This window comes from Brucella sp. JSBI001, from assembly GCF_026014005.1.
Taxonomy (GTDB): domain Bacteria; phylum Pseudomonadota; class Alphaproteobacteria; order Rhizobiales; family Rhizobiaceae; genus Brucella; species Brucella anthropi.
Genome location: NZ_CP110339.1, coordinates 2,046,563 through 2,067,974 on the forward strand (window position 1 = coordinate 2,046,563; position 21,412 = coordinate 2,067,974).

A 21,412-nucleotide genomic window follows, 5' to 3' on the forward strand; every position below is an offset into this window, starting at 1 on the left:
GTCTCTCTAAAGAGAAATAGGTAGCCCCTTTACCCAATATACGACAGTTCATCTGATCGATGATTTGTTGCTTCGTTAATTCCGAATCTTGTCCTTTTTGCTGGTCGTTTCGCCAAAGAGGGGCTTGTCATGTTTGTTGTCACGGATAAGGTCACTGGATCGTCCAGTACAGTTGCCGGTAATAACATAGTGCTATCAGCGCCAAGCGTTGTTAAGCTGTCTTTGAATCCACGCTCGATAGCTGACTACCGGAAGGTTGGCGAGGACCTCGTCATTCATCTTCACAATGGTGAAACAATCCGAATAGTTCACTTCTACGCTCACTATCCCAACGGTGATGATAACGATCTTGTCCTCGAGGATGATGACGGAAAGCTGTGGGTTGGTAATCACAGTGAGGGGCTGGCAGATTTCAATTTTGCTGAGATTCAATCAGTCGATCAGCTTGTGGGCGGAACGAGTGGCGGTGTCAGTCCCATACTGTTGGGATTGCTTGGCCTTGGTGCCGGCGCAGGAATTATAGCTGCGGCATCCGGTTCGGGTGACGATGATGATGACGATGGCCCAGGAGTAGACCGCGACCCGCCGGCCGCGCTTTTCGCGGCGCTTGAAAATGATACCGGTGTTGCTGATGACGGGATTACTGGTGACGGCACGGTTGTGGTTGATGGTCTTGAGGCCGGCGCCAGCTGGGAATACAGCACTGATGGTGGCATCACCTGGCATAAGGGCAGTGGCAGCAGCTTCGAACTTGAGCAGGGAATATATGCTGATGGGGATATTCTGGTCCGTCAGATAGACGCATCCGGAAACATTGGACCTGTCACCTCAGTGGGGCCAGTCACGGTCGATGTGACCCCTCCCACGACGAATGTCGCCATAACCGATCCGGAAGGTGACAACATCCCGACCGCCTCCGGCACGACCGAGCCGGGTTCCACCGTGACCGTGACATGGCCAGATGGCACCACGTCAGAGGTGACCGCTGACGGCACAACCGGTGAGTGGACGGCGACGGCACCTGGTGAACAGCCTGATGGTGATGTGACTGCAGCGGTCACGGATCCAGCCGGCAACACGGGTTCGGGCACGGGCACATGGACGTCGACGGACACGACGCCGCCGGACACCAGTGCCACGACAGTAACGGTTGGCCCGATCGCCGGTGACGGTGTGGTCAATGCAACAGAGGCGGCAGGCAATGTGCCGGTGACGGTGACGATTGCCAACCCGCCGGCCGACGCGGCAACCACGACGGTCAATATCCTTGTCGACGGTGTGCCCTATGCCGCTGTCAGCAATGGTGACGGCACCTGGACGGCTTCGGTTCCCGGCAGTGCGCTTGCCGGTGCGACGACACCAACGGTGACGGCAGAAGCCGTGTTCACGGATGCGGCCGGCAATGGTGCCGCCCCTGTCACCGACACGCAGACCTACACGGTCGATGTGACCCCTCCCACGACGAATGTCGCCATAACCGATCCGGAAGGTGACAACATCCCGACCGCCTCCGGCACGACCGAGCCGGGTTCCACCGTGACCGTGACATGGCCAGATGGCACGACATCGGAGGTGACCGCTGACGGCACAACCGGTGAGTGGACGGCGACGGCACCTGGTGAACAGCCTGATGGTGATGTGACTGCAGCGGTCACGGATCCAGCCGGCAACACGGGTTCGGGCACAGGCACATGGACGTCGACGGACACGACGCCGCCGGACACCAGTGCCACGACAGTAACGGTTGGCCCGATCGCCGGTGACGGTGTGGTCAATGCAACAGAGGCGGCAGGCAATGTGCCGGTGACGGTGACGATTGCCAACCCGCCGGCCGACGCGGCAACCACGACGGTCAATATCCTTGTCGACGGTGTGCCCTATGCCGCTGTCAGCAATGGTGACGGCACCTGGACGGCTTCGGTTCCCGGCAGTGCGCTTGCCGGTGCGACGACACCAACGGTGACGGCAGAAGCCGTGTTCACGGATGCGGCCGGCAATGGTGCCGCCCTGTCACCGACACGCAGACCTACACGGTCGATGTGACCCCTCCCACGACGAATGTCGCCATAACCGATCCGGAAGGTGACAACATCCCGACCGCCTCCGGCACGACCGAGCCGGGTTCCACCGTGACCGTGACATGGCCAGATGGCACGACATCGGAGGTGACCGCTGACGGCACAACCGGTGAGTGGACGGCGACGGCACCTGGTGAACAGCCTGATGGTGATGTGACTGCAGCGGTCACGGATCCAGCCGGCAACACGGGTTCGGGCACGGGCACATGGACGTCGACGGACACGACGCCGCCGGACACCAGTGCCACGACAGTAACGGTTGGCCCGATCGCCGGTGACGGTGTGGTCAATGCAACAGAGGCGGCAGGCAATGTGCCGGTGACGGTGACGATTGCCAACCCGCCGGCCGACGCGGCAACCACGACGGTCAATATCCTTGTCGACGGTGTGCCCTATGCCGCTGTCAGCAATGGTGACGGCACCTGGACGGCTTCGGTTCCCGGCAGTGCGCTTGCCGGTGCGACGACACCAACGGTGACGGCAGAAGCCGTGTTCACGGATGCGGCCGGCAATGGTGCCGCCCCTGTCACCGACACGCAGACCTACACGGTCGATGTGACCCCTCCCACGACGAATGTCGCCATAACCGATCCGGAAGGTGACAACATCCCGACCGCCTCCGGCACGACCGAGCCGGGTTCCACCGTGACCGTGACATGGCCAGATGGCACGACATCGGAGGTGACCGCTGACGGCACAACCGGTGAGTGGACGGCGACGGCACCTGGTGAACAGCCTGATGGTGATGTGACTGCAGCGGTCACGGATCCGGCCGGCAACACGGGTTCGGGCACAGGCACATGGACGTCGACGGACACGACGCCGCCGGACACCAGTGCCACGACAGTAACGGTTGGCCCGATCGCCGGTGACGGTGTGGTCAATGCAACAGAGGCGGCAGGCAATGTGCCGGTGACGGTGACGATTGCCAACCCGCCGGCCGACGCGGCAACCACGACGGTCAATATCGCTTTGTCGACGGTGTGCCCTATGCCGCTGTCAGCAATGGTGACGGCACCTGGACGGCTTCGGTTCCCGGCAGTGCGCTTGCCGGTGCGACGACACCAACGGTGACGGCAGAAGCCGTGTTCACGGATGCGGCCGGCAATGGTGCCGCCCTGTCACCGACACGCAGACCTACACGGTCGATGTGACCCTCCCACGACGAATGTCGCCATAACCGATCCGGAAGGTGACAACATCCCGACCGCCTCCGGCACGACCGAGCCGGGTTCCACCGTGACCGTGACATGGCCAGATGGCACGACATCGGAGGTGACCGCTGACGGCACAACCGGTGAGTGGACGGCGACGGCACCTGGTGAACAGCCTGATGGTGATGTGACTGCAGCGGTCACGGATCCAGCCGGCAACACGGGTTCGGGCACGGGCACATGGACGTCGACGGACACGACGCCGCCGGACACCAGTGCCACGACAGTAACGGTTGGCCCGATCGCCGGTGACGGTGTGGTCAATGCAACAGAGGCGGCAGGCAATGTGCCGGTGACGGTGACGATTGCCAACCCGCCGGCCGACGCGGCAACCACGACGGTCAATATCCTTGTCGACGGTGTGCCCTATGCCGCTGTCAGCAATGGTGACGGCACCTGGACGGCTTCGGTTCCCGGCAGTGCGCTTGCCGGTGCGACGACACCAACGGTGACGGCAGAAGCCGTGTTCACGGATGCGGCCGGCAATGGTGCCGCCCCTGTCACCGACACGCAGACCTACACGGTCGATGTGACCCCTCCCACGACGAATGTCGCCATAACCGATCCGGAAGGTGACAACATCCCGACCGCCTCCGGCACGACCGAGCCGGGTTCCACCGTGACCGTGACATGGCCAGATGGCACGACATCGGAGGTGACCGCTGACGGCACAACCGGTGAGTGGACGGCGACGGCACCTGGTGAACAGCCTGATGGTGATGTGACTGCAGCGGTCACGGATCCAGCCGGCAACACGGGTTCAGGCACAGGCACATGGACGTCGACGGACACGACGCCGCCGGACACCAGTGCCACGACAGTAACGGTTGGCCCGATCGCCGGTGACGGTGTGGTCAATGCAACAGAGGCGGCAGGCAATGTGCCGGTGACGGTGACGATTGCCAACCCGCCGGCCGACGCGGCAACCACGACGGTCAATATCCTTGTCGACGGTGTGCCCTATGCCGCTGTCAGCAATGGTGACGGCACCTGGACGGCTTCGGTTCCCGGCAGTGCGCTTGCCGGTGCGACGACACCAACGGTGACGGCAGAAGCCGTGTTCACGGATGCGGCCGGCAATGGTGCCGCCCTGTCACCGACACGCAGACCTACACGGTCGATGTGACCCCTCCACGACGAATGTCGCCATAACCGATCCGGAAGGTGACAACATCCCGACCGCCTCCGGCACGACCGAGCCGGGTTCCACCGTGACCGTGACATGGCCAGATGGCACGACATCGGAGGTGACCGCTGACGGCACAACCGGTGAGTGGACGGCGACGGCACCTGGTGAACAGCCTGATGGTGATGTGACTGCAGCGGTCACGGATCCAGCCGGCAACACGGGTTCAGGCACGGGCACATGGACGTCGACGGACACGACGCCGCCGGACACCAGTGCCACGACAGTAACGGTTGGCCCGATCGCCGGTGACGGTGTGGTCAATGCAACAGAGGCGGCAGGCAATGTGCCGGTGACGGTGACGATTGCCAACCCGCCGGCCGACGCGGCAACCACGACGGTCAATATCCTTGTCGACGGTGTGCCCTATGCCGCTGTCAGCAATGGTGACGGCACCTGGACGGCTTCGGTTCCCGGCAGTGCGCTTGCCGGTGCGACGACACCAACGGTGACGGCAGAAGCCGTGTTCACGGATGCGGCCGGCAATGGTGCCGCCCCTGTCACCGACACGCAGACCTACACGGTCGATGTGACCCCTCCCACGACGAATGTCGCCATAACCGATCCGGAAGGTGACAACATCCCGACCGCCTCCGGCACGACCGAGCCGGGTTCCACCGTGACCGTGACATGGCCAGATGGCACGACATCGGAGGTGACCGCTGACGGCACAACCGGTGAGTGGACGGCGACGCCCGTCCTGGCCCAGCCAAGTGGTGATGTAACCGCAGTGGTCACGGATCCGGCCGGCAACACGGGTTCGGGCACGGGTGCATGGACACCAAACACCACAACACCAGTCGCGTCAGATGATCTCGTCAATGCCAGTGTCGACATCGTACCGACTGAAACTGCAGTCGATAATGGATCTACGACCTATCTACTGGGCATCGGTATCGGTCTGGGGCTTATCGATCTCCAGGCGACGGTCCTCGGTGTTCCATCCGTCGATTTTACGATCGCTGACGGACATACGCAGGACCTTACCTTCGCCTTCGGCGGCCTTGCCGATGTCGGTGTGCTGGGCGATTATCAGGTTGTTGTCCAGAAATGGAACGCATTGACGGGCCAGTGGACCAGTGTCGACGGCTCTTCCGCAGGTGGCTCAATCCTCAATATCGGGCTCCTCGATGGCGGCGCCAATGGCGTTGTGATCCCGGATATGGATGCGGGGCAGTATCGTGCCTTCATGGTCTATAATGGTGTTGGACTGTCGGTCCTGACCACTATGACGGTGAGTGGTCTGGATCACGATTATATCAACACCAGCATCGTAACCGGCGAAGCCTCCGGCAATGTGCTCGACAATGACGGCGGCGCTGCCGCCGCCGGACATATCGTCACCAGCGTGAACTTCAACGGCACCGATTTTCCGGTGGCGGCCGGCCCAGTCGGCACCACGATCATCGGGCAGTACGGTCAACTCGTCATCCATCAGGATGGCAGCTACACCTACACGCCGAATGCGGACGGTACCGCGATCGGCAAGGTGGACCAGTTCACATACACCCTTCATGATTCGGTGGCGAACACGGATACCCAGGCCACCCTCTATGTCCGTATTGACAGTGAGGGACAGGGGCTGGTCTGGAGCGAGACCGATCCCGCAGCGGATGCAACCTACAGCGTTGCGGCTACCAATGATGCGGCGGACATCGACATAACATGGATCAATCCGACGGATGCGGCGTACTTCGATCAGTCGCAGTCTCTGACCGGCGTGTTGTTCGGAAGCACAGCGAATAGCAACCCATTCACCATCGATGCAAATATGGCTGTGAGCGGCAATGTCACGGTCTCGGCTACTCTGGCGCTGGTGTCAAACGGCACGCTAGCGATCCAGGAATTGGTTGGGGGTGTCTGGCAAGATGTCCCCAATAGTGAGGTCGCATTCTCCATCCTGGCTGGCGTGCTGGGGCCGGTCGCGACGATCGATCTCGCCAGCCTTGGTCTGGATGCCGGCACCTATAGGGTTCAGACAACGCTCGGGGGTGCCGCGTCAATAGTCTCTATTACCACGGATGTGAACGTCACCCATCTGGATCAGCACGTAATCACTGGCGATCCGTCGATCGACGGAAGCCTGGTCGCCAACGACGGTATTGTACCGGAAGGCTCGAGGGTAGTGGTTTCGGACGGCGGTACTTTTGTCGACGCGACCGCTGCGGGCACCGTCATTCATGGACTGCATGGCGACCTGACGGTCTACAGCAACGGTACATACAAGTATGAGCCGCTGGACACACTGGCTTATGCCGATCGTGAAGCGACGGACAGCTTCACCTACAAGATCGTTCTTCCGAGCGGTTATGAAACGACAGCCGAGCTGGTTGTCCAGCTTCATGACGGTTCTGCAGTAGCGTTTGCAAATGTGGCGGGGGACCCGGTATCGGCGGAGAGTTTCTCGATGGACCCATCGGGCGATGTAGTTGCGCTTAACAGTCTCGCGGAGTCGGATGCCAGCGATTCCTCGTCCCATCCGGCGCAGCACAACCTATCGGAAGCGCTCCTTCTTGATGACGGCAGTGGTGAAATCATCCTGCCCTCCAGCAATAGCGAAACGGGCCCGGCCGGCTCGGCTGATGTGACGGCAAACAGCACCAATGCTGACCCCATCACAGTTGATGATAGCAGCACAGTAAATGATCCATTGGGTTATTTGACGCCAGATCCGCTGACACAGGAGGACCAGCTCCACACGGCTCATATGGTTTGATTGAACTTGCCTGCCGCCGGTTGGTCGGCGGCAGGATCCCCGATAGTTCCCAGGCTCCGACCGGCCATGACGGATACTAAATGCGCAAAATCCGGATTCCAGTTTATCTGACGACCATAATGCCTGCATTATGCCTTCTGGCTGCATGCCAGATGGCTGCAATGGATAAGGGCCAAAAGGATATTATATCTGGCCGGATGGCCATGAAAACCGAGGCTCCCCGGCCCCTGTCAACAGCAGGTTCCGTTCCTCCGGGTCCTGGTGTTGATGGGGGCAATCAGGCCCTGACCTCTCCTCCAAGGGTGCAAACCTCGACAGGGTCCTTGACCATGGAAGCGGCTGTTCGGCGGGCTGTCGGCTGGCATCCCGCAGTCGATGAGGCGACAGGCCGTATCTATCAGGCCGATGAACGCATTCGGGCTGCGCAGGCAGGTTATTATCCCAAACTCAAAGCGGGAGTGGCCTCCGGTTATCAGAGCACCAATCGTGAGGGTTGGCGGCCAAACTTTAACATTTCTGCATCGCAGATGCTCTATGATTTCGGTAAGGTTTCCAGTTCTGTCGACATAGAACGGGCTGTCAGGGATATCAGCAGCGCCCGCCTTATTCTCGCCATCGATGACTTGTCGCGCGACACGGCCAACGCCGTGGTCGAGTTGCAGCGTTACAAAAGGCTTACGGCGCTGGCGCAAGAACAGGTCGATGGGGTGAAACGCATTGCCGGTCTCGTCAATCAACGCACCGACAAGGGAGCCAGTACCATGTCCGACAAGGTACAGGCCGATGCACGTGTGGAATCGGCGCTGTCTACCCAATTGCAATTCCAATCCGAACTGAACCGCTGGCGGGTCGCTCTCGCCGCACTGATTGGCGGCGGTTCTCCGAATCCAACCCCAGACGAACCCCGCTGGCTTGGCCAGGCTTGTCAGGCTGCAGTTCCCGACTGGGAGGAAGTACCGGCAATGCTTCAGGCGAAGGCGGAGAAGGAGGAAGCCAGGGCTCAACTGGCAGCCAGCCGGGCTGAAGGTCTTCCGACGGTATCCCTTGAGGCGATGACCGGCTACGATCTCAATGCTTCGCGAGACGATACGAGAAGCAACGATCATCAGCCGGAATATTCCGTAGGTCTGAATGTTTCGTCCACCCTTTACAATGGCGGCCAGACGGCGGCGCGTAAAAGAGCTGCCGCCTATGCGCTCCAATCGGCAGAAGCAGCTATCAGTACGGCTCGCTACGACATTGAACGAAATCTTATGGAGGCGCGAAGCCAGATCGGTACCTTGGGTCGGTTGATGGGATCGCTGGAATCGCGTTCAAACATGATGGTCAAAACGCGCGACCTTTATCGCGAGCAGTACCTGGAACTTGGAACGCGAACGCTTCTGGATCTGCTGAATGCGGAGCAGGAACTACATGAAGCCCGCTTCCAGATCGCAAATACGGTCCACGATCTGCGACGCCTCAACCTGAGCTGCCTTTACAACTCCGGCAAAATACGCCGCGAATTCGGCATCAATCCAGCGATGGTGCGAGGAGGCCCGGTCAATCAATGAAACATGGCGAAATTCCTCCCGAAACGGTCTTGAACCTTGAAATTGCAGAAGATAGGGAGAAGGAGAAGTTCCACGAGGACCTCTGGTTGGAAGCTTTGCGCCTCGTTGCAAAATATTACCGTCTTCCGCTTTCTGTTCAGGGGATGCAGCTGGCCGCCGCCTCAATGGACCGCAAGGCCAGTGATGAAATGAAGCTTCACGCGGTGGCACGTCGCATGGGTCTGGGTGTCAAGCTGGTTGATCCCCGGAATATCAGTCTTTCGACCTGGCATGTACCTTTCATTCTCGAACTGACTGATGGGCAACTGGCGGTCGTTCACAAGATTTCAAAAGACCGAGAGGCGGGTGTCTGGCTGAGTGGCGAACAGGGACTGGAACATGCCTTTCCCCTCGATGATCTCGTGGCGCAGACTCAACATGTTCTGCTGGCTCGCCCTGCAAGGACAGTTCCTGATGCGCGGGTCGATGCCTACATCAAGCCCTTTGAGGAGAATTGGCTAAGGCGGATCATCTTCAAGGATCTTGGCTCCTATAGTCATGTGATGGTCGCCTCCCTTATCGCCAATGTGCTTGGGCTAACCGGTATTATCTTCTCGATGCAGGTCTATGATCGCGTTATCCCGGCGCAGTCTTTCAATACGCTCTATGTGCTGTTCAGCGGTGTCATGCTGGCGATCTGTTTCGATTTCATGATGCGCCGTTCACGGATGGGCATCATCGATATGCTTGGCAAGCGCACAGATCTGCAGATGTCGGATGTGGTGTTCGGCCACGCTCTGAGGGTGCGCAATCGTGCCCGGCCAACGTCGACAGGCTCTTTCATCGCCCAGTTGCGCGATGTTGAACAAGTGCGCGAATTGTTGACCTCGACGACTGTTGCGGCAATTGCCGATCTTCCATTTTTCGTTCTGTTTCTCGTTCTGTTCTGGTGGCTGGCAGGTCCGCTTGTCTTTATTCCCCTCGCCGCGATCGTTGCTCTGATCCTACCGGGAATTTTTCTGCAACGGCGTCTTCGCCAGCACGCCAACGAGGCTATGCGCGAGTCATCATTGCGAAACGCCATGCTGGTTGAAACGGTGCAAGGCATAGAGGACATCAAAAGCCTGCAGGCAGAGGATCGCTTCCAGCAGCAGTGGAACCATTTCAACGCCGTTACGGGCGAGGCGCAGATCAGGCTTCGTTCGGTGACAAACGGACTGAGCGTATGGACACAGAACGTGCAGACTGGTGTTTACGCGCTGACGGTTTTCGTCGGCGCGCCAATGGTCATCAGTGGTGACATCACCACAGGCGCGCTCGTCGGCGCCTCCATCCTCGGTTCGCGGATGCTGGCGCCTATGGCGCAGTTTACCCAGATTGCCGGGCGTTTGCAGCATGCGAGGATCGCAAAGCAGGGACTCGACCGCCTCATGCAGATGCCGGTCGACCATCCCGATAGCGAAACCCGGATTCATTGCCCCCATATCCAAGGCTCATATCTCCTGAAGAATGCGCTTTTCCGCTACGGCGATGAAAAGTCACCTCCTGCGCTACTGATACGCGATTTCCGAATTGAACACGGTGAACGGATTGCTGTTCTTGGGCGCAATGGGGCAGGCAAATCCACCTTGCTGCTTGCTCTTGCAGGGCTTCTCGACGCCAGTGACGGAGAGGTTCTGTTGGACGATCTGTCATTGCCTCAGATTGACCCGGCGGACGTACGGCGCGACATCGGTCTTCTGACACAAAACTCACGTCTGTTCTTTGGCTCTCTGCGTGACAATATCACCATGGGCGCGCCGGATGCGTCGGATGACGAGATTCAGCGCGTACTTGGCATGGTGGGAGCGGACAGTTTTATCCGCAAACTGCCGGGAGGTCTTGAGCATTTTGTTCAGGAAGGTGGAAGCGGTCTTTCAGGTGGGCAGAAACAAGCTATATTGCTCGCGCGCCTGCTGATCCGTGATCCTTCGGTTGTTCTGCTCGATGAACCAACATCAACAATGGATGAAGCAACCGAACGTCTTTTCATTCAGCAGTTCGCGAAGTGGAGCGTCGGGCGTACAGTGGTCATTGCGACGCATCGCACGAGGGTCCTCGAACTGGTTGAACGACTTGTTGTTGTCGAAAACGGACAGATCACACTCAATGATACCAAAGAACGCGGATTGCAGACCTTGCTTGGCGTAAGCAAGGTCGAAGCTCCAAAACAAGCCTAGGTGTTCACTACTTTTCCTGAATCATCAGAAACGCCCGATTTTTTGTTTTGAACAGCGCATTTTGTCCGAAAACCGTTTCATCTTTTTCGGGATGCGCTCCAGTCGGAGAAAAGCAACATGGCGACACTTGGTGAAGATTTCGGGGACTGGGTGACCGGAAGTGCCGATAGCGCGCGTCTGAAACGCTCGAAGCGTTTCGTCCGGCTTGTGTTCGCGTTCTTCGTGGTGCTGCTGATCTGGGCTTATCTAGCTTTGCTTGACGAGGTATCTACCGGATCCGGCAAGGTGGTGCCGACCTCTCAGGAACAGGTGATCCAGTCTCTGGAGGGCGGAGTTCTTGCCAAATTGTATGTTCGTCAGGACGATGTCGTCGAACCGGGCCAGGTACTGGCTCAGCTCGATCCAACCGTTACTGAAGCGACGGTTCAGGAAAGCTCGGCGAAATACCGGGCCGCGCTGGCCAGCTCCGCTCGTCTGACAGCGGAGGTCAACGGGAGCGATCTGGAATTTCCTGAGGAACTGGATGCCTTTCCTTCTCTGAAGGCATCAGAAACCAAGCTATATGAAGCACGCAAGCGTAGCCTGAAGGACTCTCTGGACTGGCTTGCGGAGTCGAAAAAACTTGCCCAGGACGAACTGGCCATAAGCCAGTCGCTGACCAAGATGGGTGCTGCCAGCAATGTCGAAGTCATCCGGCTGAAGCGGCAGCTTGTCGAGCTTCAGCTCAAGGAAACGGAAATCCAATCCGACTATATCGTCAAGGCGCGCGAGGAACTCGCGAAGGCGAACGCGGATGTGGAATCGCTTTCTTCAGTGATCCGAGGCAGAGCCGACTCGCTTGCGCGACTGACTTTACGTTCGCCTGTCCGTGGGATCGTAAAGAACATCGAGGTTTCGACCATAGGCGGCGTGGTTCCTCCCAATGGCAAGCTGATGATTATCGTTCCACTGGATGAACAGCTTCTTATCGAGGCTCGCATTTCTCCGCGTGACATTGCCTATATCCATCCCGACCAACCCGCAACGGTCAAGGTAACAGCCTATGACTATGCGATATATGGCAGCTTGAAAGGAAAAGTGGTGAGTATTTCACCCGATACGATTCAGGACGAAGTCAAGCCGGAGGAATTCTACTATCGGGTTTTCATCAAGACAGAGACCGATGCACTTTTCAACAAAAGTGGCGAACGTTTTCCAATCGTCCCGGGCATGGTAGCTACCGTTGATATCCACACGGGCAGCAAAACTGTGATGGACTACCTGATTAAACCTTTTAACCGAGCACGCGAAGCATTGCGCGAGCGATAGTCTTGCCCATCAATGGAAAGCTGAAAATATAACGATGGATTCTCTGGAGCCAAACTGCTCATGTATTGTCCACACCGCACCAGAAAGGCTGGCTGCCTAATTTCGCACGAGCCTGAAATCCCGCTTGTATCCAAAAGTGGCTGGATTTGCCAATCGGCCCCCTGACAATATTGCCAGGGAGCTCTGATGCCGATGTTTTTTGCCGGCTGCACCGCGGGGCGCCCGGCTACTTGCTACTGGATAAACAATCCCACGCCCGGTGCGATCGGCAGATCGAGTTCCATCCAGAGGATCAGGAACAACAACCACGAGACAAGAAAGCCGAGTGCGACGGGAATTGTCATTGACGCAAGTGTTCCGATACCCGCATCCTTTTGATACCGCTGCAGGAATGCGAGGCAGACCGCGAAATAAGGGCTCATCGGTGTCACGATATTGGTGGAGGAGTCAGCAATGCGGAAAGCTGCCTGAATCAGTGCCGGTTCGAAACCAACCAGCATCATCATGGGCACGAAAATTGGTGCCATCAAGGACCATTGTGCAGACCCCGATGTGATAAACAGGTTCATGACGGTAGCCAGTACGACAAACGATACCAGAAGCGGGATACCGCCAAATCCGCTGGCATCAAGCATGTGAGAGCCGCCTACGGCGATCCACTCACCCAGGTTTGTCCACTTGAACCAGGCAAGGAACTGCGAAATGGCAAAGAACAGAACCAATGTCGGTGCAAGCTCCTTCACTGCTTCTGCCATAAAGTTTATGCCATCTTGCGAAGTTTTGATTTTGCCGACAGTCCGGCCATAGATCCACCCGAGGAAGAGGAAGAATATGGCAAAAATGGCCACCGCGCTTTCCAGAAATGGTGAAGGTACCAGTCCACCATTTTCATTGCGAAGCGGCGATCCGGCAGGCACTACGGCTGCGACTATAATGACTATGAGTGCCAGCGTTGCCCAACCAACGCGCTTCAACCCTTTCAGTTCCAGTTCACTGACAGGATGAACATCGAGAACCACGCTACCACGATATGTGCCAGCCATGGGTTCGACAATTCGCTCGATAATGAATGCGCCAACAATTGAAAGTACGATCGCTGAGGAGGCAATGAAATAGTAGTTGTCGATAGGCGATACGTATGCGTTTGCATCGACAGTGTGTGCAGCGCTTGTTGTAATGCCTGAGAGTATAACGTCTGCCGGTGTGATCAGCAGGCTCGCATCATAGCCGGCTCCAACAGCTACATATCCTGTCACTGCTCCTACCAGAGGATTCCGGCCCATTGCCTGGAAAATCATCGCTGAAAGCGGGATGAGGATAATATAAGCCGCATCAGATGCAACGTGGCTGCACATGCCGACGAGAAAAATAACGAATGTAGTCAGATAGCGGGGTGCCTTCATCACGCTGACCTGCATCAGTGCAGCAATAAGACCTGTCTTGTCCGCTACACCGATAGCAAGCATGATAACCAGCACGACACCGAGAGGTGGAAACATCACAAAATTTTTGGCCACGGTGGTCAGAGCAAAAACCAGCCCCTCGCCCGACACAAGGCTTTTGACGGTGACGCTCGCTCCGGTTTTCGGATTTACTCCTGATACGCCGTAGGTTGCCAGAACCCATGATAAAAGCGCGACGACAACACAAAGAGATGCGAAAAGGATGACGGGATGCGGCAGTTTATTGCCAGCCCGTTCGATCGCATTGAAAAAACGTTGCATACTAATTCTTCCCTTCCAGGCCCTGTACTGTCCGATCCGCTCTTGTGACGCGGTTCCTCCCGACAGCCCAGGGTCGGCATCATGATGAATGGCTTCAAGCAGAGGGGTTAAACCGCGACCTGAAGCCGGCTTTTCAAGGATTCTTCTTGAGGCGCTGTTCAGCTATTGCAACGAACATGCCCGCTGCGACCGGCAATATCTCGTCGCGATAGTTGTAATGCGGATGATGGAGATAGGCGCTATCTTCGCCATTACCGACAAAGAAGAAGCAACCGGGAATCCTTTCGAGATAGAACGCAAAGTCTTCCGCACCCATCGTGGGCAGTTGGTGCATGAAACCGGCGTTTTCAGCGCCGACGGTCTCGACAGCAACCTTTATTGTAAAGTCCGTCTCGTCGCTGTCATTGACAACAGGCGGGATCCGCATCGTCTGTTCTAGTCTGACGCTTGCACCATAGGCCTCGCAAGTCTGTGTAACAACCCGGCGGAGTTCCCTGTCAATTGTTGCTGCGGCTTCAGGTGAACCATCGCGCGTGTTGATCATCATTGTTGCCTGGCCTGGAATGACATTGTGGCTGTTGCCGCCATGGAACTGGGTGACGGTAACGACACCTGAGTCCAGCGGTGACACACGTCGAGCAATGACACTTTGCAGCGATTGAATAACTCCTGCTCCAATAAATACTGGATCGATAGCAAGGTCCGGGCGGGACGCATGACCACCCTTACCCGTTATAGTGACCTCGTAAAGCGAACTGCCGCCCATGGCAGGTCCGGCCTTCGCAAAGACCCGCCCCAATGGATAACCGGGCCGGTTATGATAACCATAAATGGTCTCGATCCGATCCAGTGCACCGTCTTCGATCATTCGTGCGGCGCCGAGACCACCTTCTTCTGCAGGCTGGAATAACAGTGTAATTCGCCCAGAAAGATGCTCGTGATGCCGGGCCAGTTTGTCTGCCGCCAACAACAGCGAAGCGGTATGTCCGTCGTGGCCGCACGCATGCATTTTGCCGGGGGTCTTCGAAGCGTATGTCAAACCGGTTTCTTCCTGGATAGGCAATGCGTCCATATCGGCGCGAAAGCCGATTGAAGAACCGGGACGTCCTGTATCGAGGACGGCAAGAACGCCCGTCTCGGCGAGACCGGTTTTGACCTCGTAGCCGCGGTGTTTCAGGAATTCGGCGACAAGATCGCTCGTCGCATGTTCCTCATACTTGAGCTCTGGATTGCTGTGCAATAGTTGACGAATGGCCGTTGCATCGGCAACCGCCTCACTGGTGAAAACAGACATATAAACCTCCCTGAGAGCGAAATATCGGGGCGACAGGGCTCCCATTCCTCAGTTCAGGCTTGATAACAAGCGCAAAGACATGCCACAATTTCATAAATTCGTTCATATCGTTGCTTTTTTGGCAAAGCAGAAAGACTCTCTTGCAACACATTGCCTTGCGCTATTTTCTGGAGGTGGCCCGAACTGGCTCGATTACGGAGGCCTCCGCACAGTTGAACGTTTCGGGTTCAGCGATCAGCCGGCAGATATCGCGACTGGAAGCCGAGCTCGCCGTGGAACTGTTCGAGCGCAGGCCGCGCGGGATGGTATTGAGTCCTGCAGGTGAACTGCTGGTCAAGCATGTCAGGCGCATTGCATTGGATACCGAACGCGCTTTGGCTGATGTGCGGGAAATGCGCGGACCGCAGCGTGGGCTTGTGCGTGTCGCAACTTACGAAGGATTCGCGGTCGACGCCTTGCTCGTATCATTGCTGATTTTCGCACACGGTTTCCAGGCGTTCTTTTTCACGTGTGGGTGGGAAACTCGTCCGAAATTTGCGAACGCGTCAATGAAGGCAATGCTGATATCGGCATTACCTACAGCTACTCCGCACCTGCCGGGGTGAAAATCGAGCGTATCGCCAGAAGGCCAATGTACGCCCTGATCCCACGCTCCCATCCGCTGGCCCGGCGGAAACAGGTTACACTTGCGGATCTGTCAACAGAACCGATGGCCATGCCTGACAAAGGCCGAACCCAGCGCCAGCTCATCGACACCGCTCTGGCTACCAAGGGACTAGCAATGGATCCCGTTTTTTCCACCAACTCGATGGCAACCCTGAAGGTATTCGCCTTCGCCGCGGAAACGATTATGTTTTCCAGCTCAGCCGGTAGTAAGGACAATACCCTTCCGGAAAACATTGTTGCCATTCCTGTTGTTGACGAGACCATGAAAGCCAGTGTGCTGCAAATCGTAACCATGCAGGGACGAAACCTTCCGCGAAGCATTGCCGCATTTCTGGACTTCCTTGGGCAATCGGTGATTGAGCGCTGATCGTGGCCAGCGCATTAGATTAAAGTCAAACCGAGATTGAAGTTTGCACGATACTCTGCGCCGATTTTGTGCTGGAGCTGCCTTTTGCGAGGCAAAGTGCTTGCATCCTTGGCTGGAGCAAGAAAGACGACACCCATGAATTTCAGGATTAGCTTTCCAACTCGTCGCGAAAGTAAATCTCCGTAGCCCTGAAAGAACCGTCAATTCGCCTGCATTGAACCACGATATCAATTGCAATCTTAAGTGACGAAAGCACTTCGACGCGCTCAAGAGCACGTCCTGCCTCCGATTCTTTGACGAGGGTGGCGAGTTGCTCGAATGCGAGTTGTGTCGATCCGGCATGAACGGTGGTGATCGAGCCGGGATGTCCCGAGTTCACGTTTCGGATATAATAAAATGCAGTACCATCCCTCAGTTCCTGCAAAAGAATACGGTCCGGTCGCATGCGAAGACAGGATTCCAGAAGCTCGCGGGGGCCGACCCCGGATAGCCCCTGCCCGCCCCTCGAATAGAACAGACGGACATGATTGGGTTGAGGAATAACCAGCTCTGGTGTGTCCTCGATCGAAATCACTCGTTCGTGATGGGGGATGTGTTTGATCAGGGCCTTTGCAAGGGTTGTTTTGGCAGAACCTGTAGCGCCGGAGATTACGACATTCTTACGAGCAATGACAGCGTGCTGCAGAAACAACTTATACTCGCCGTTGCGATATAACTCCGCCAGTTTGGTTTCTGGTCCTGAACAGGCTGCGCTTGTGCTTCTCGCTTCGGAAAAGAACCCGTTATCTTCCAAATCCTCAAGTGCGAAATCAACAGATGAAGGTTTGCGGATCGTGATACTGACCGTGGCATTCGTGGTCGCAGGCGGTATGACGATTTGAATGCGTTCATCGTCTGGAAGCGTCGCCGAAAGAATTGGCCGCTTTTCATCGATAGACTGGTTCGAGAATGTAGCAACGGCCCTTGCAAGACGCATGAGCTTTTCGAAGGTCAGACCCGGCGCATCATGAGAGCACCATCCATCGGGTCCTTCTGTCAGTACCTGCCCAGGCTTATTGATGATCACTTCATAAAGCGACCTGTCCTGGAGAAAGATTGCAATTGGTGACAACAGTTCGCGAACGACTGCCGCATTCGTGCTGTCCATCCATTACTTCCTTTACTTCGTCACCACTTTCGATTCCGGCTTGAAATCACCCAAAACAGCCCGATCGAAGATGCGGTTTTTCGGTTCGGCAACGCGAAGGCGATAAACATCCGAAAAATCGAGATCACGGGCCACGAAGATGGAGACGATCTCGCCCTGGTGCTTGTTTAGCGTTGGGGGAATATCGATCGATTTCTCGACTGCGATTGCCGCTGCGTGCTGACCGGCGCTCATGGTGTTTTGCGCTTCGACACCGCTATTTTGCAAACGGTTGCTGGCATAGCCGGTTGCGTCGCCCACAATCGACAAAAGCAGCGCACTGCCGAAGCGTTCCCACCAATGCCTGTCGACATGGCCATCGAAACCAGAGCGTCCAAGCGCGTCGGTCGCGGGAGATGCCAGCGTGATGATCACGCCTTCGGGCGTCTTCGCTCTATTCCACAAAACGAGCAATCGTTTCTGGCCGCGCTGAAGCCCTCCGCGGAACTCTCCAACGACCTGCGTCCCCTTCTCCATCAATACCACCCTGCCATTGTCGGAGAGGACGTCCCTGTTAATGATGCAACTCGTGAAACCTGGTTGATCGGAAGCGAGTGCGGTTTCGAGTACGCAAGGAATTGAGTTTCCCATCGCGACGATGAAATTCCGATTGCCAAGCGTTCCCGCGCGTGCGCCTTCAAGACGTGTCGGTCGCAATAGACTATCGAACCGTTGCTCGTCGTTGCTCACCTGACCCTGGCTCATCGCGTTGCTATCGAGCGGCAAGAAGTTGCCATCTATCGATTGTGCCGGATCGTCACGGCTCGCCGTACTGGTGACTTACCCTGCTCCCGGCTATAGGCCAGAACAGGTGCCCGACGCGCGGAATCGAGCAGCTTGTCTTCCATTTCCGGAACAGGCTCCAATGCGGGTATTGGAAGCACCGTCTTTGGCACAGGCACAGGCGAAACTGGCTCCGCCTTCTCCTTTGCTGGCTCAAAAGCGTTGGTTTGGCGAATGATCACACGCTCAGGGTCGGTGCGTTGATTCTTGTTGTCGTTTCCGGAAGTAGACCATATGGCAAAGCCGATAAACGCCACTACTGCGAGTGCAATTGCGCCGCGTTTGACAGCCGGATTGCTGTCGATGCGCTGATCGGTGATCGTCTCGGCGCGCTCTCCGGGGATACGGGCTTCTTCTTCGTCTGCCATGTTTTTCCCCTTCATTGTTCCGCGGTCTCGGATCTCACGACACGTTCTACGGAGGGTGACGTGGTTTTGGTATCCGGATTGATGCCGACGCGACTGTAGGCTTCGTTGAAGACACACAAAACGTCCCTGCCGCGGCGCAGGATGAACTTACTGCTGATCGCGTGAACCATGACTAGATTGCCGTCGACGGATTTCGACACCAGGCTTTCTGAGCCATCCGGGTTTTCGATATAGATTGCCGGCATTTCCTGGTTGCCCACGAAAGCGAAAGTCGTGATCTTGCCGTTATCGTAGACGCTTTGCGGTTCGAGCGACTGGGACCCCTGCGCCGAATAACGCCAGTTACGAGGCCCATAGGCTTCATGGAGGGCCAGCACATCGTCAGCTTCCTCCGCCTGTGCAGCGCGTGCGCGTGCTGCAGCTTGCTGTCGTCGCGCGTTTGCTTCATCTGCGGGATACCGGAATTTCAAATAGAAATAGGTGTTCTGACCAACCTCCACGGTCCCGTCACGCGCGGTCAATTCCATCTGGTAGCTGCGCGTGGAACCATCACGTCTGGTCGTTACTACGGAAATATTGGTGACCGGCTGTTTTTCGCGCGGCTTTAGAAACAGAATATTGCCGGCTGGTGCAACTTCCCAGGCGACACTGTTGCCAAGCGCGACATGGGCGATCTCTTCGTCTGCAGCAAACTCAACCTGAACAGAGGATCGTAACGAACCAACGATCCTGGTGATGTTGAAGGGCTGATAATTGACGAAGCGGACGCGGCTATCCTGCGAGGCACTGTGCGGAATCTCGAGTGCATGCCCCGGAAAGGCGGCTCCTGAAAACAGTGCAGATAAAAGGACTGTCTGTCTTATCAATTGATCGCCTCCGGATCCGAACGATATTCGCTAACCGCAAAGCCAAGCGGGTTCACAAGACGATCCGTGGAGGACATGGGTGCATTGGCGTAGGCATAGGTCAGGCTTGCGATCCAGTGTGTCGTCCGGACTTCGTCACCTCGAGTGACGGTGCGCATATAACGCACGGACGCTACGTTCTGATTTATAAGCGAGATTGAAGCGATCCTGATTTTGGTCGTCGCCGCACGCCCATAGATGACTTGCGGCGAATCCGGATTGCTACCGCGATAGTGGCTCGCAAAGCGATCCTGTTCCGCTTGCGTAGAGAGGAGCGCGACCGTCCTGAAATTTGTCGGTGCCTCACTCCAGACATAACCTTCTCGGGCACGAACATATCTCGCGGCAAAATATTTTGTCACCGCTTCATCGTAAGTCCCGGCGGTCGAAGTCAGCGCCGAAACCACATCGACGATACCGGTCGAATTGTCGACACGAACAACGAAAGGCTCCACCGTTTTCAATGGTGTCAACGCAGCGACTGCAAGGATCGAGACGACCGCAACCAGACTTGCTGCCAACGCGATAGACCAGGCCAATCGGTTCGATCGCTCTATCTGGATCATCCGCTCCTGGTCAAAACGGCGCGCTTTTTCGAAGTAGGATTTGAGGCTTTCAGTCGTAACCATCTCCTCACCCCGCGCAAGAACGATGCGATGCAGCGATATCGAGATGGGCAAACGCCGCAGGTTCTTTGCCCTGCTCAACGTAAGGCAATGCTGACATTGATGATCTTGTATCCTGGCGATGGGGTTTCAGGTTTCGGTTTTCATCCCATTCCCACATAGCGCGATTGAGGGGACGGCGGGTCTGGCCATCGCACTTCGGCAAGGGATAGTTCAACGATGCGCAGCCGCCAAGCAATGCGGCTAGCGCAATGGACCAGAAAAATCTGTTCATCGGAAAAGACCTCTTCTTTTCGATAAAGTCATGTGTTCGTACCTCTGGGGCCAACCGTTCGGCCCACTAGACGAACAGTGCGTTTAAGGGCGCGCCCGGTACTTCTGGTGCTGCGCGCAAGCATACCCTCATGAGCATCACGCGCCGCGCCGTAACCGTAAGCAAGTGATGCGCCACCCGAAGCGAGGGCGGATGCAATGCCGGGGAGTTGATAGAAGACGTAGAGCGCGGCGATCCCGATTGCGCAAAGGGCAATCGGACGCATGAGGACGTCGGAATAGGCGTTGATGGCAGTAAAGGTGGAATCGATACACGAGATCAGTAACGAACCCACCGCAACGACGAGGACTTGCAGAATGACGAAATTGACGAGTTGGCCGATCCAGGCCTCAGTGAAACGCCGGGTCGACTGAAACAGTGCCAATGCAACGAAGATTGGCCCGATCGCCAGTATGATTGCCAATGCCAGACGCGCATAAAGTGAGACGACATAGCCAATGCCCGCAACCAGAAAGCTCACCGCGATGACCAATATTCCTGCAACGCCTGTAACGATATCGATGGGCCAGGAAGCGCGCGACCAGATGTCGGTAGCGGACGCCTGTCCCTTGTCCAGAAGACTGTCAAAGGTGCTGGAGTCTGGAGCCGTGCCGGAGTTGAGCGCCCCGGCAATTTCATGCGGGAGTACATTGAAGAAAACATTCGTGACGTAGGTCTGGTAATCGCCGGCGTTCTTGACCAGCGTTACGATAATCGCGAGCTTGATCGCCCGAAACACAAATTCGAGGATCGGCTCGCTAACCGAACCCCGCAGTACCAGATAACCATAAAGCACGATGTATAGGGTGACGGCAACGGTCAACGGGCCTGTTATCCATTGTGCGATGTTCGACGTTCCATCCGAAACGAACGTTTCCAGTGGTTGTTTGAACTGCCCGTCGATAAAGTCGAACACCTGATACATCG

The 21,412-nt window shown here is 56.8% G+C and carries 16 protein-coding genes and 1 pseudogene; 9 read left to right on the plus strand and 8 right to left on the minus strand.

Annotated features, from left to right (window positions below):
• Positions 1-129 precede the first annotated feature (129 nt).
• The 7 genes from LJ361_RS09620 (at position 130) to LJ361_RS09650 (ending at position 12,253) form a co-directional block, all read left to right on the plus strand.
• The gene (locus LJ361_RS09620) at positions 130-2,043 is read left to right on the plus strand and encodes a BapA/Bap/LapF family prefix-like domain-containing protein (protein ID WP_264813416.1); all 1,914 of its coding nucleotides are present in this window, start codon (positions 130-132) and stop codon (positions 2,041-2,043) included.
• Entirely contained in the window at positions 2,040-3,152 is a 1,113-nt protein-coding gene (locus LJ361_RS09625; RefSeq protein ID WP_264813417.1) for a hypothetical protein, read from the plus strand. Before LJ361_RS09620 ends, LJ361_RS09625 begins: the two co-directional genes overlap by 4 nt.
• Before the next feature lie 33 nt (positions 3,153-3,185).
• Positions 3,186-4,418, plus strand: a complete 1,233-nt coding sequence (locus LJ361_RS09630; protein ID WP_264813418.1) for a hypothetical protein — start codon at positions 3,186-3,188, stop codon at positions 4,416-4,418.
• Entirely contained in the window at positions 4,372-7,194 is a 2,823-nt protein-coding gene (locus tag LJ361_RS09635) for a beta strand repeat-containing protein (protein WP_264813419.1), read from the plus strand. Before LJ361_RS09630 ends, LJ361_RS09635 begins: the two co-directional genes overlap by 47 nt.
• A 329-nt stretch (positions 7,195-7,523) precedes the next feature.
• Positions 7,524-8,747 (plus strand): TolC family outer membrane protein, encoded by a 1,224-nt coding sequence (locus tag LJ361_RS09640; protein ID WP_105529375.1) that lies wholly within the window; start codon positions 7,524-7,526, stop codon positions 8,745-8,747.
• Positions 8,744-10,945, plus strand: a complete 2,202-nt coding sequence (locus tag LJ361_RS09645) for a type I secretion system permease/ATPase (RefSeq protein ID WP_105529376.1) — start codon at positions 8,744-8,746, stop codon at positions 10,943-10,945. Before LJ361_RS09640 ends, LJ361_RS09645 begins: the two co-directional genes overlap by 4 nt.
• Positions 10,946-11,062: 117 nt before the next feature.
• A complete protein-coding gene (locus LJ361_RS09650; protein WP_105529377.1) occupies positions 11,063-12,253 on the plus strand; it encodes an HlyD family efflux transporter periplasmic adaptor subunit in 1,191 nt (396 codons plus the stop codon).
• Positions 12,254-12,486: 233 nt separating this feature from the next.
• On the opposite strand, the gene LJ361_RS09655 is transcribed toward LJ361_RS09650, so the two are convergent.
• A complete protein-coding gene (locus LJ361_RS09655) occupies positions 12,487-13,977 on the minus strand; it encodes an AbgT family transporter (protein ID WP_105529378.1) in 1,491 nt (496 codons plus the stop codon).
• Positions 13,978-14,110: 133 nt separating this feature from the next.
• Complete coding sequence (locus LJ361_RS09660) at positions 14,111-15,271, minus strand: M20 metallopeptidase family protein (protein ID WP_010660264.1); 1,161 nt, start codon at positions 15,269-15,271, stop codon at positions 14,111-14,113.
• 140 nt (positions 15,272-15,411) lie between these two features.
• Between LJ361_RS09660 and LJ361_RS09665 the strand changes: the two genes are divergently transcribed.
• Positions 15,412-15,876, plus strand: a complete 465-nt coding sequence (locus tag LJ361_RS09665; protein WP_264813420.1) for a LysR family transcriptional regulator — start codon at positions 15,412-15,414, stop codon at positions 15,874-15,876.
• Positions 15,780-16,304, plus strand: coding sequence for a LysR substrate-binding domain-containing protein (locus tag LJ361_RS09670; RefSeq protein WP_264813421.1), 525 nt, complete (start codon positions 15,780-15,782; stop codon positions 16,302-16,304). The genes LJ361_RS09665 and LJ361_RS09670 overlap by 97 nt, the downstream gene beginning before the upstream one ends.
• Before the next feature lie 148 nt (positions 16,305-16,452).
• Here the strand turns inward: LJ361_RS09670 and virB11 are convergent, their stop codons facing one another.
• The 6 genes and pseudogenes from virB11 to LJ361_RS09700 form a co-directional block, all read right to left on the minus strand.
• A complete protein-coding gene (virB11, locus tag LJ361_RS09675) occupies positions 16,453-17,451 on the minus strand; it encodes a P-type DNA transfer ATPase VirB11 (RefSeq protein ID WP_209418680.1) in 999 nt (332 codons plus the stop codon).
• A gap of 12 nt (positions 17,452-17,463) precedes the next feature.
• Positions 17,464-18,641, minus strand: a pseudogene (virB10, locus tag LJ361_RS09680) (type IV secretion system protein VirB10).
• An 11-nt stretch (positions 18,642-18,652) separates the two neighbouring features.
• Positions 18,653-19,507 carry a P-type conjugative transfer protein VirB9 gene (gene virB9, locus LJ361_RS09685; RefSeq protein WP_210271837.1) on the minus strand — a complete coding sequence of 285 codons (855 nt, stop codon included), beginning with the start codon at positions 19,505-19,507 and terminating at the stop codon, positions 18,653-18,655.
• Complete coding sequence (locus tag LJ361_RS09690) at positions 19,504-20,175, minus strand: virB8 family protein (RefSeq protein ID WP_105529382.1); 672 nt, start codon at positions 20,173-20,175, stop codon at positions 19,504-19,506. The genes virB9 and LJ361_RS09690 overlap by 4 nt, the downstream gene beginning before the upstream one ends.
• A gap of 4 nt (positions 20,176-20,179) precedes the next feature.
• Positions 20,180-20,446, minus strand: coding sequence for a hypothetical protein (locus LJ361_RS09695; RefSeq protein WP_006468253.1), 267 nt, complete (start codon positions 20,444-20,446; stop codon positions 20,180-20,182).
• A 28-nt stretch (positions 20,447-20,474) separates the two neighbouring features.
• Entirely contained in the window at positions 20,475-21,410 is a 936-nt protein-coding gene (locus LJ361_RS09700) for a type IV secretion system protein (RefSeq protein ID WP_006468252.1), read from the minus strand.
• Positions 21,411-21,412: the final 2 nt, after the last annotated feature.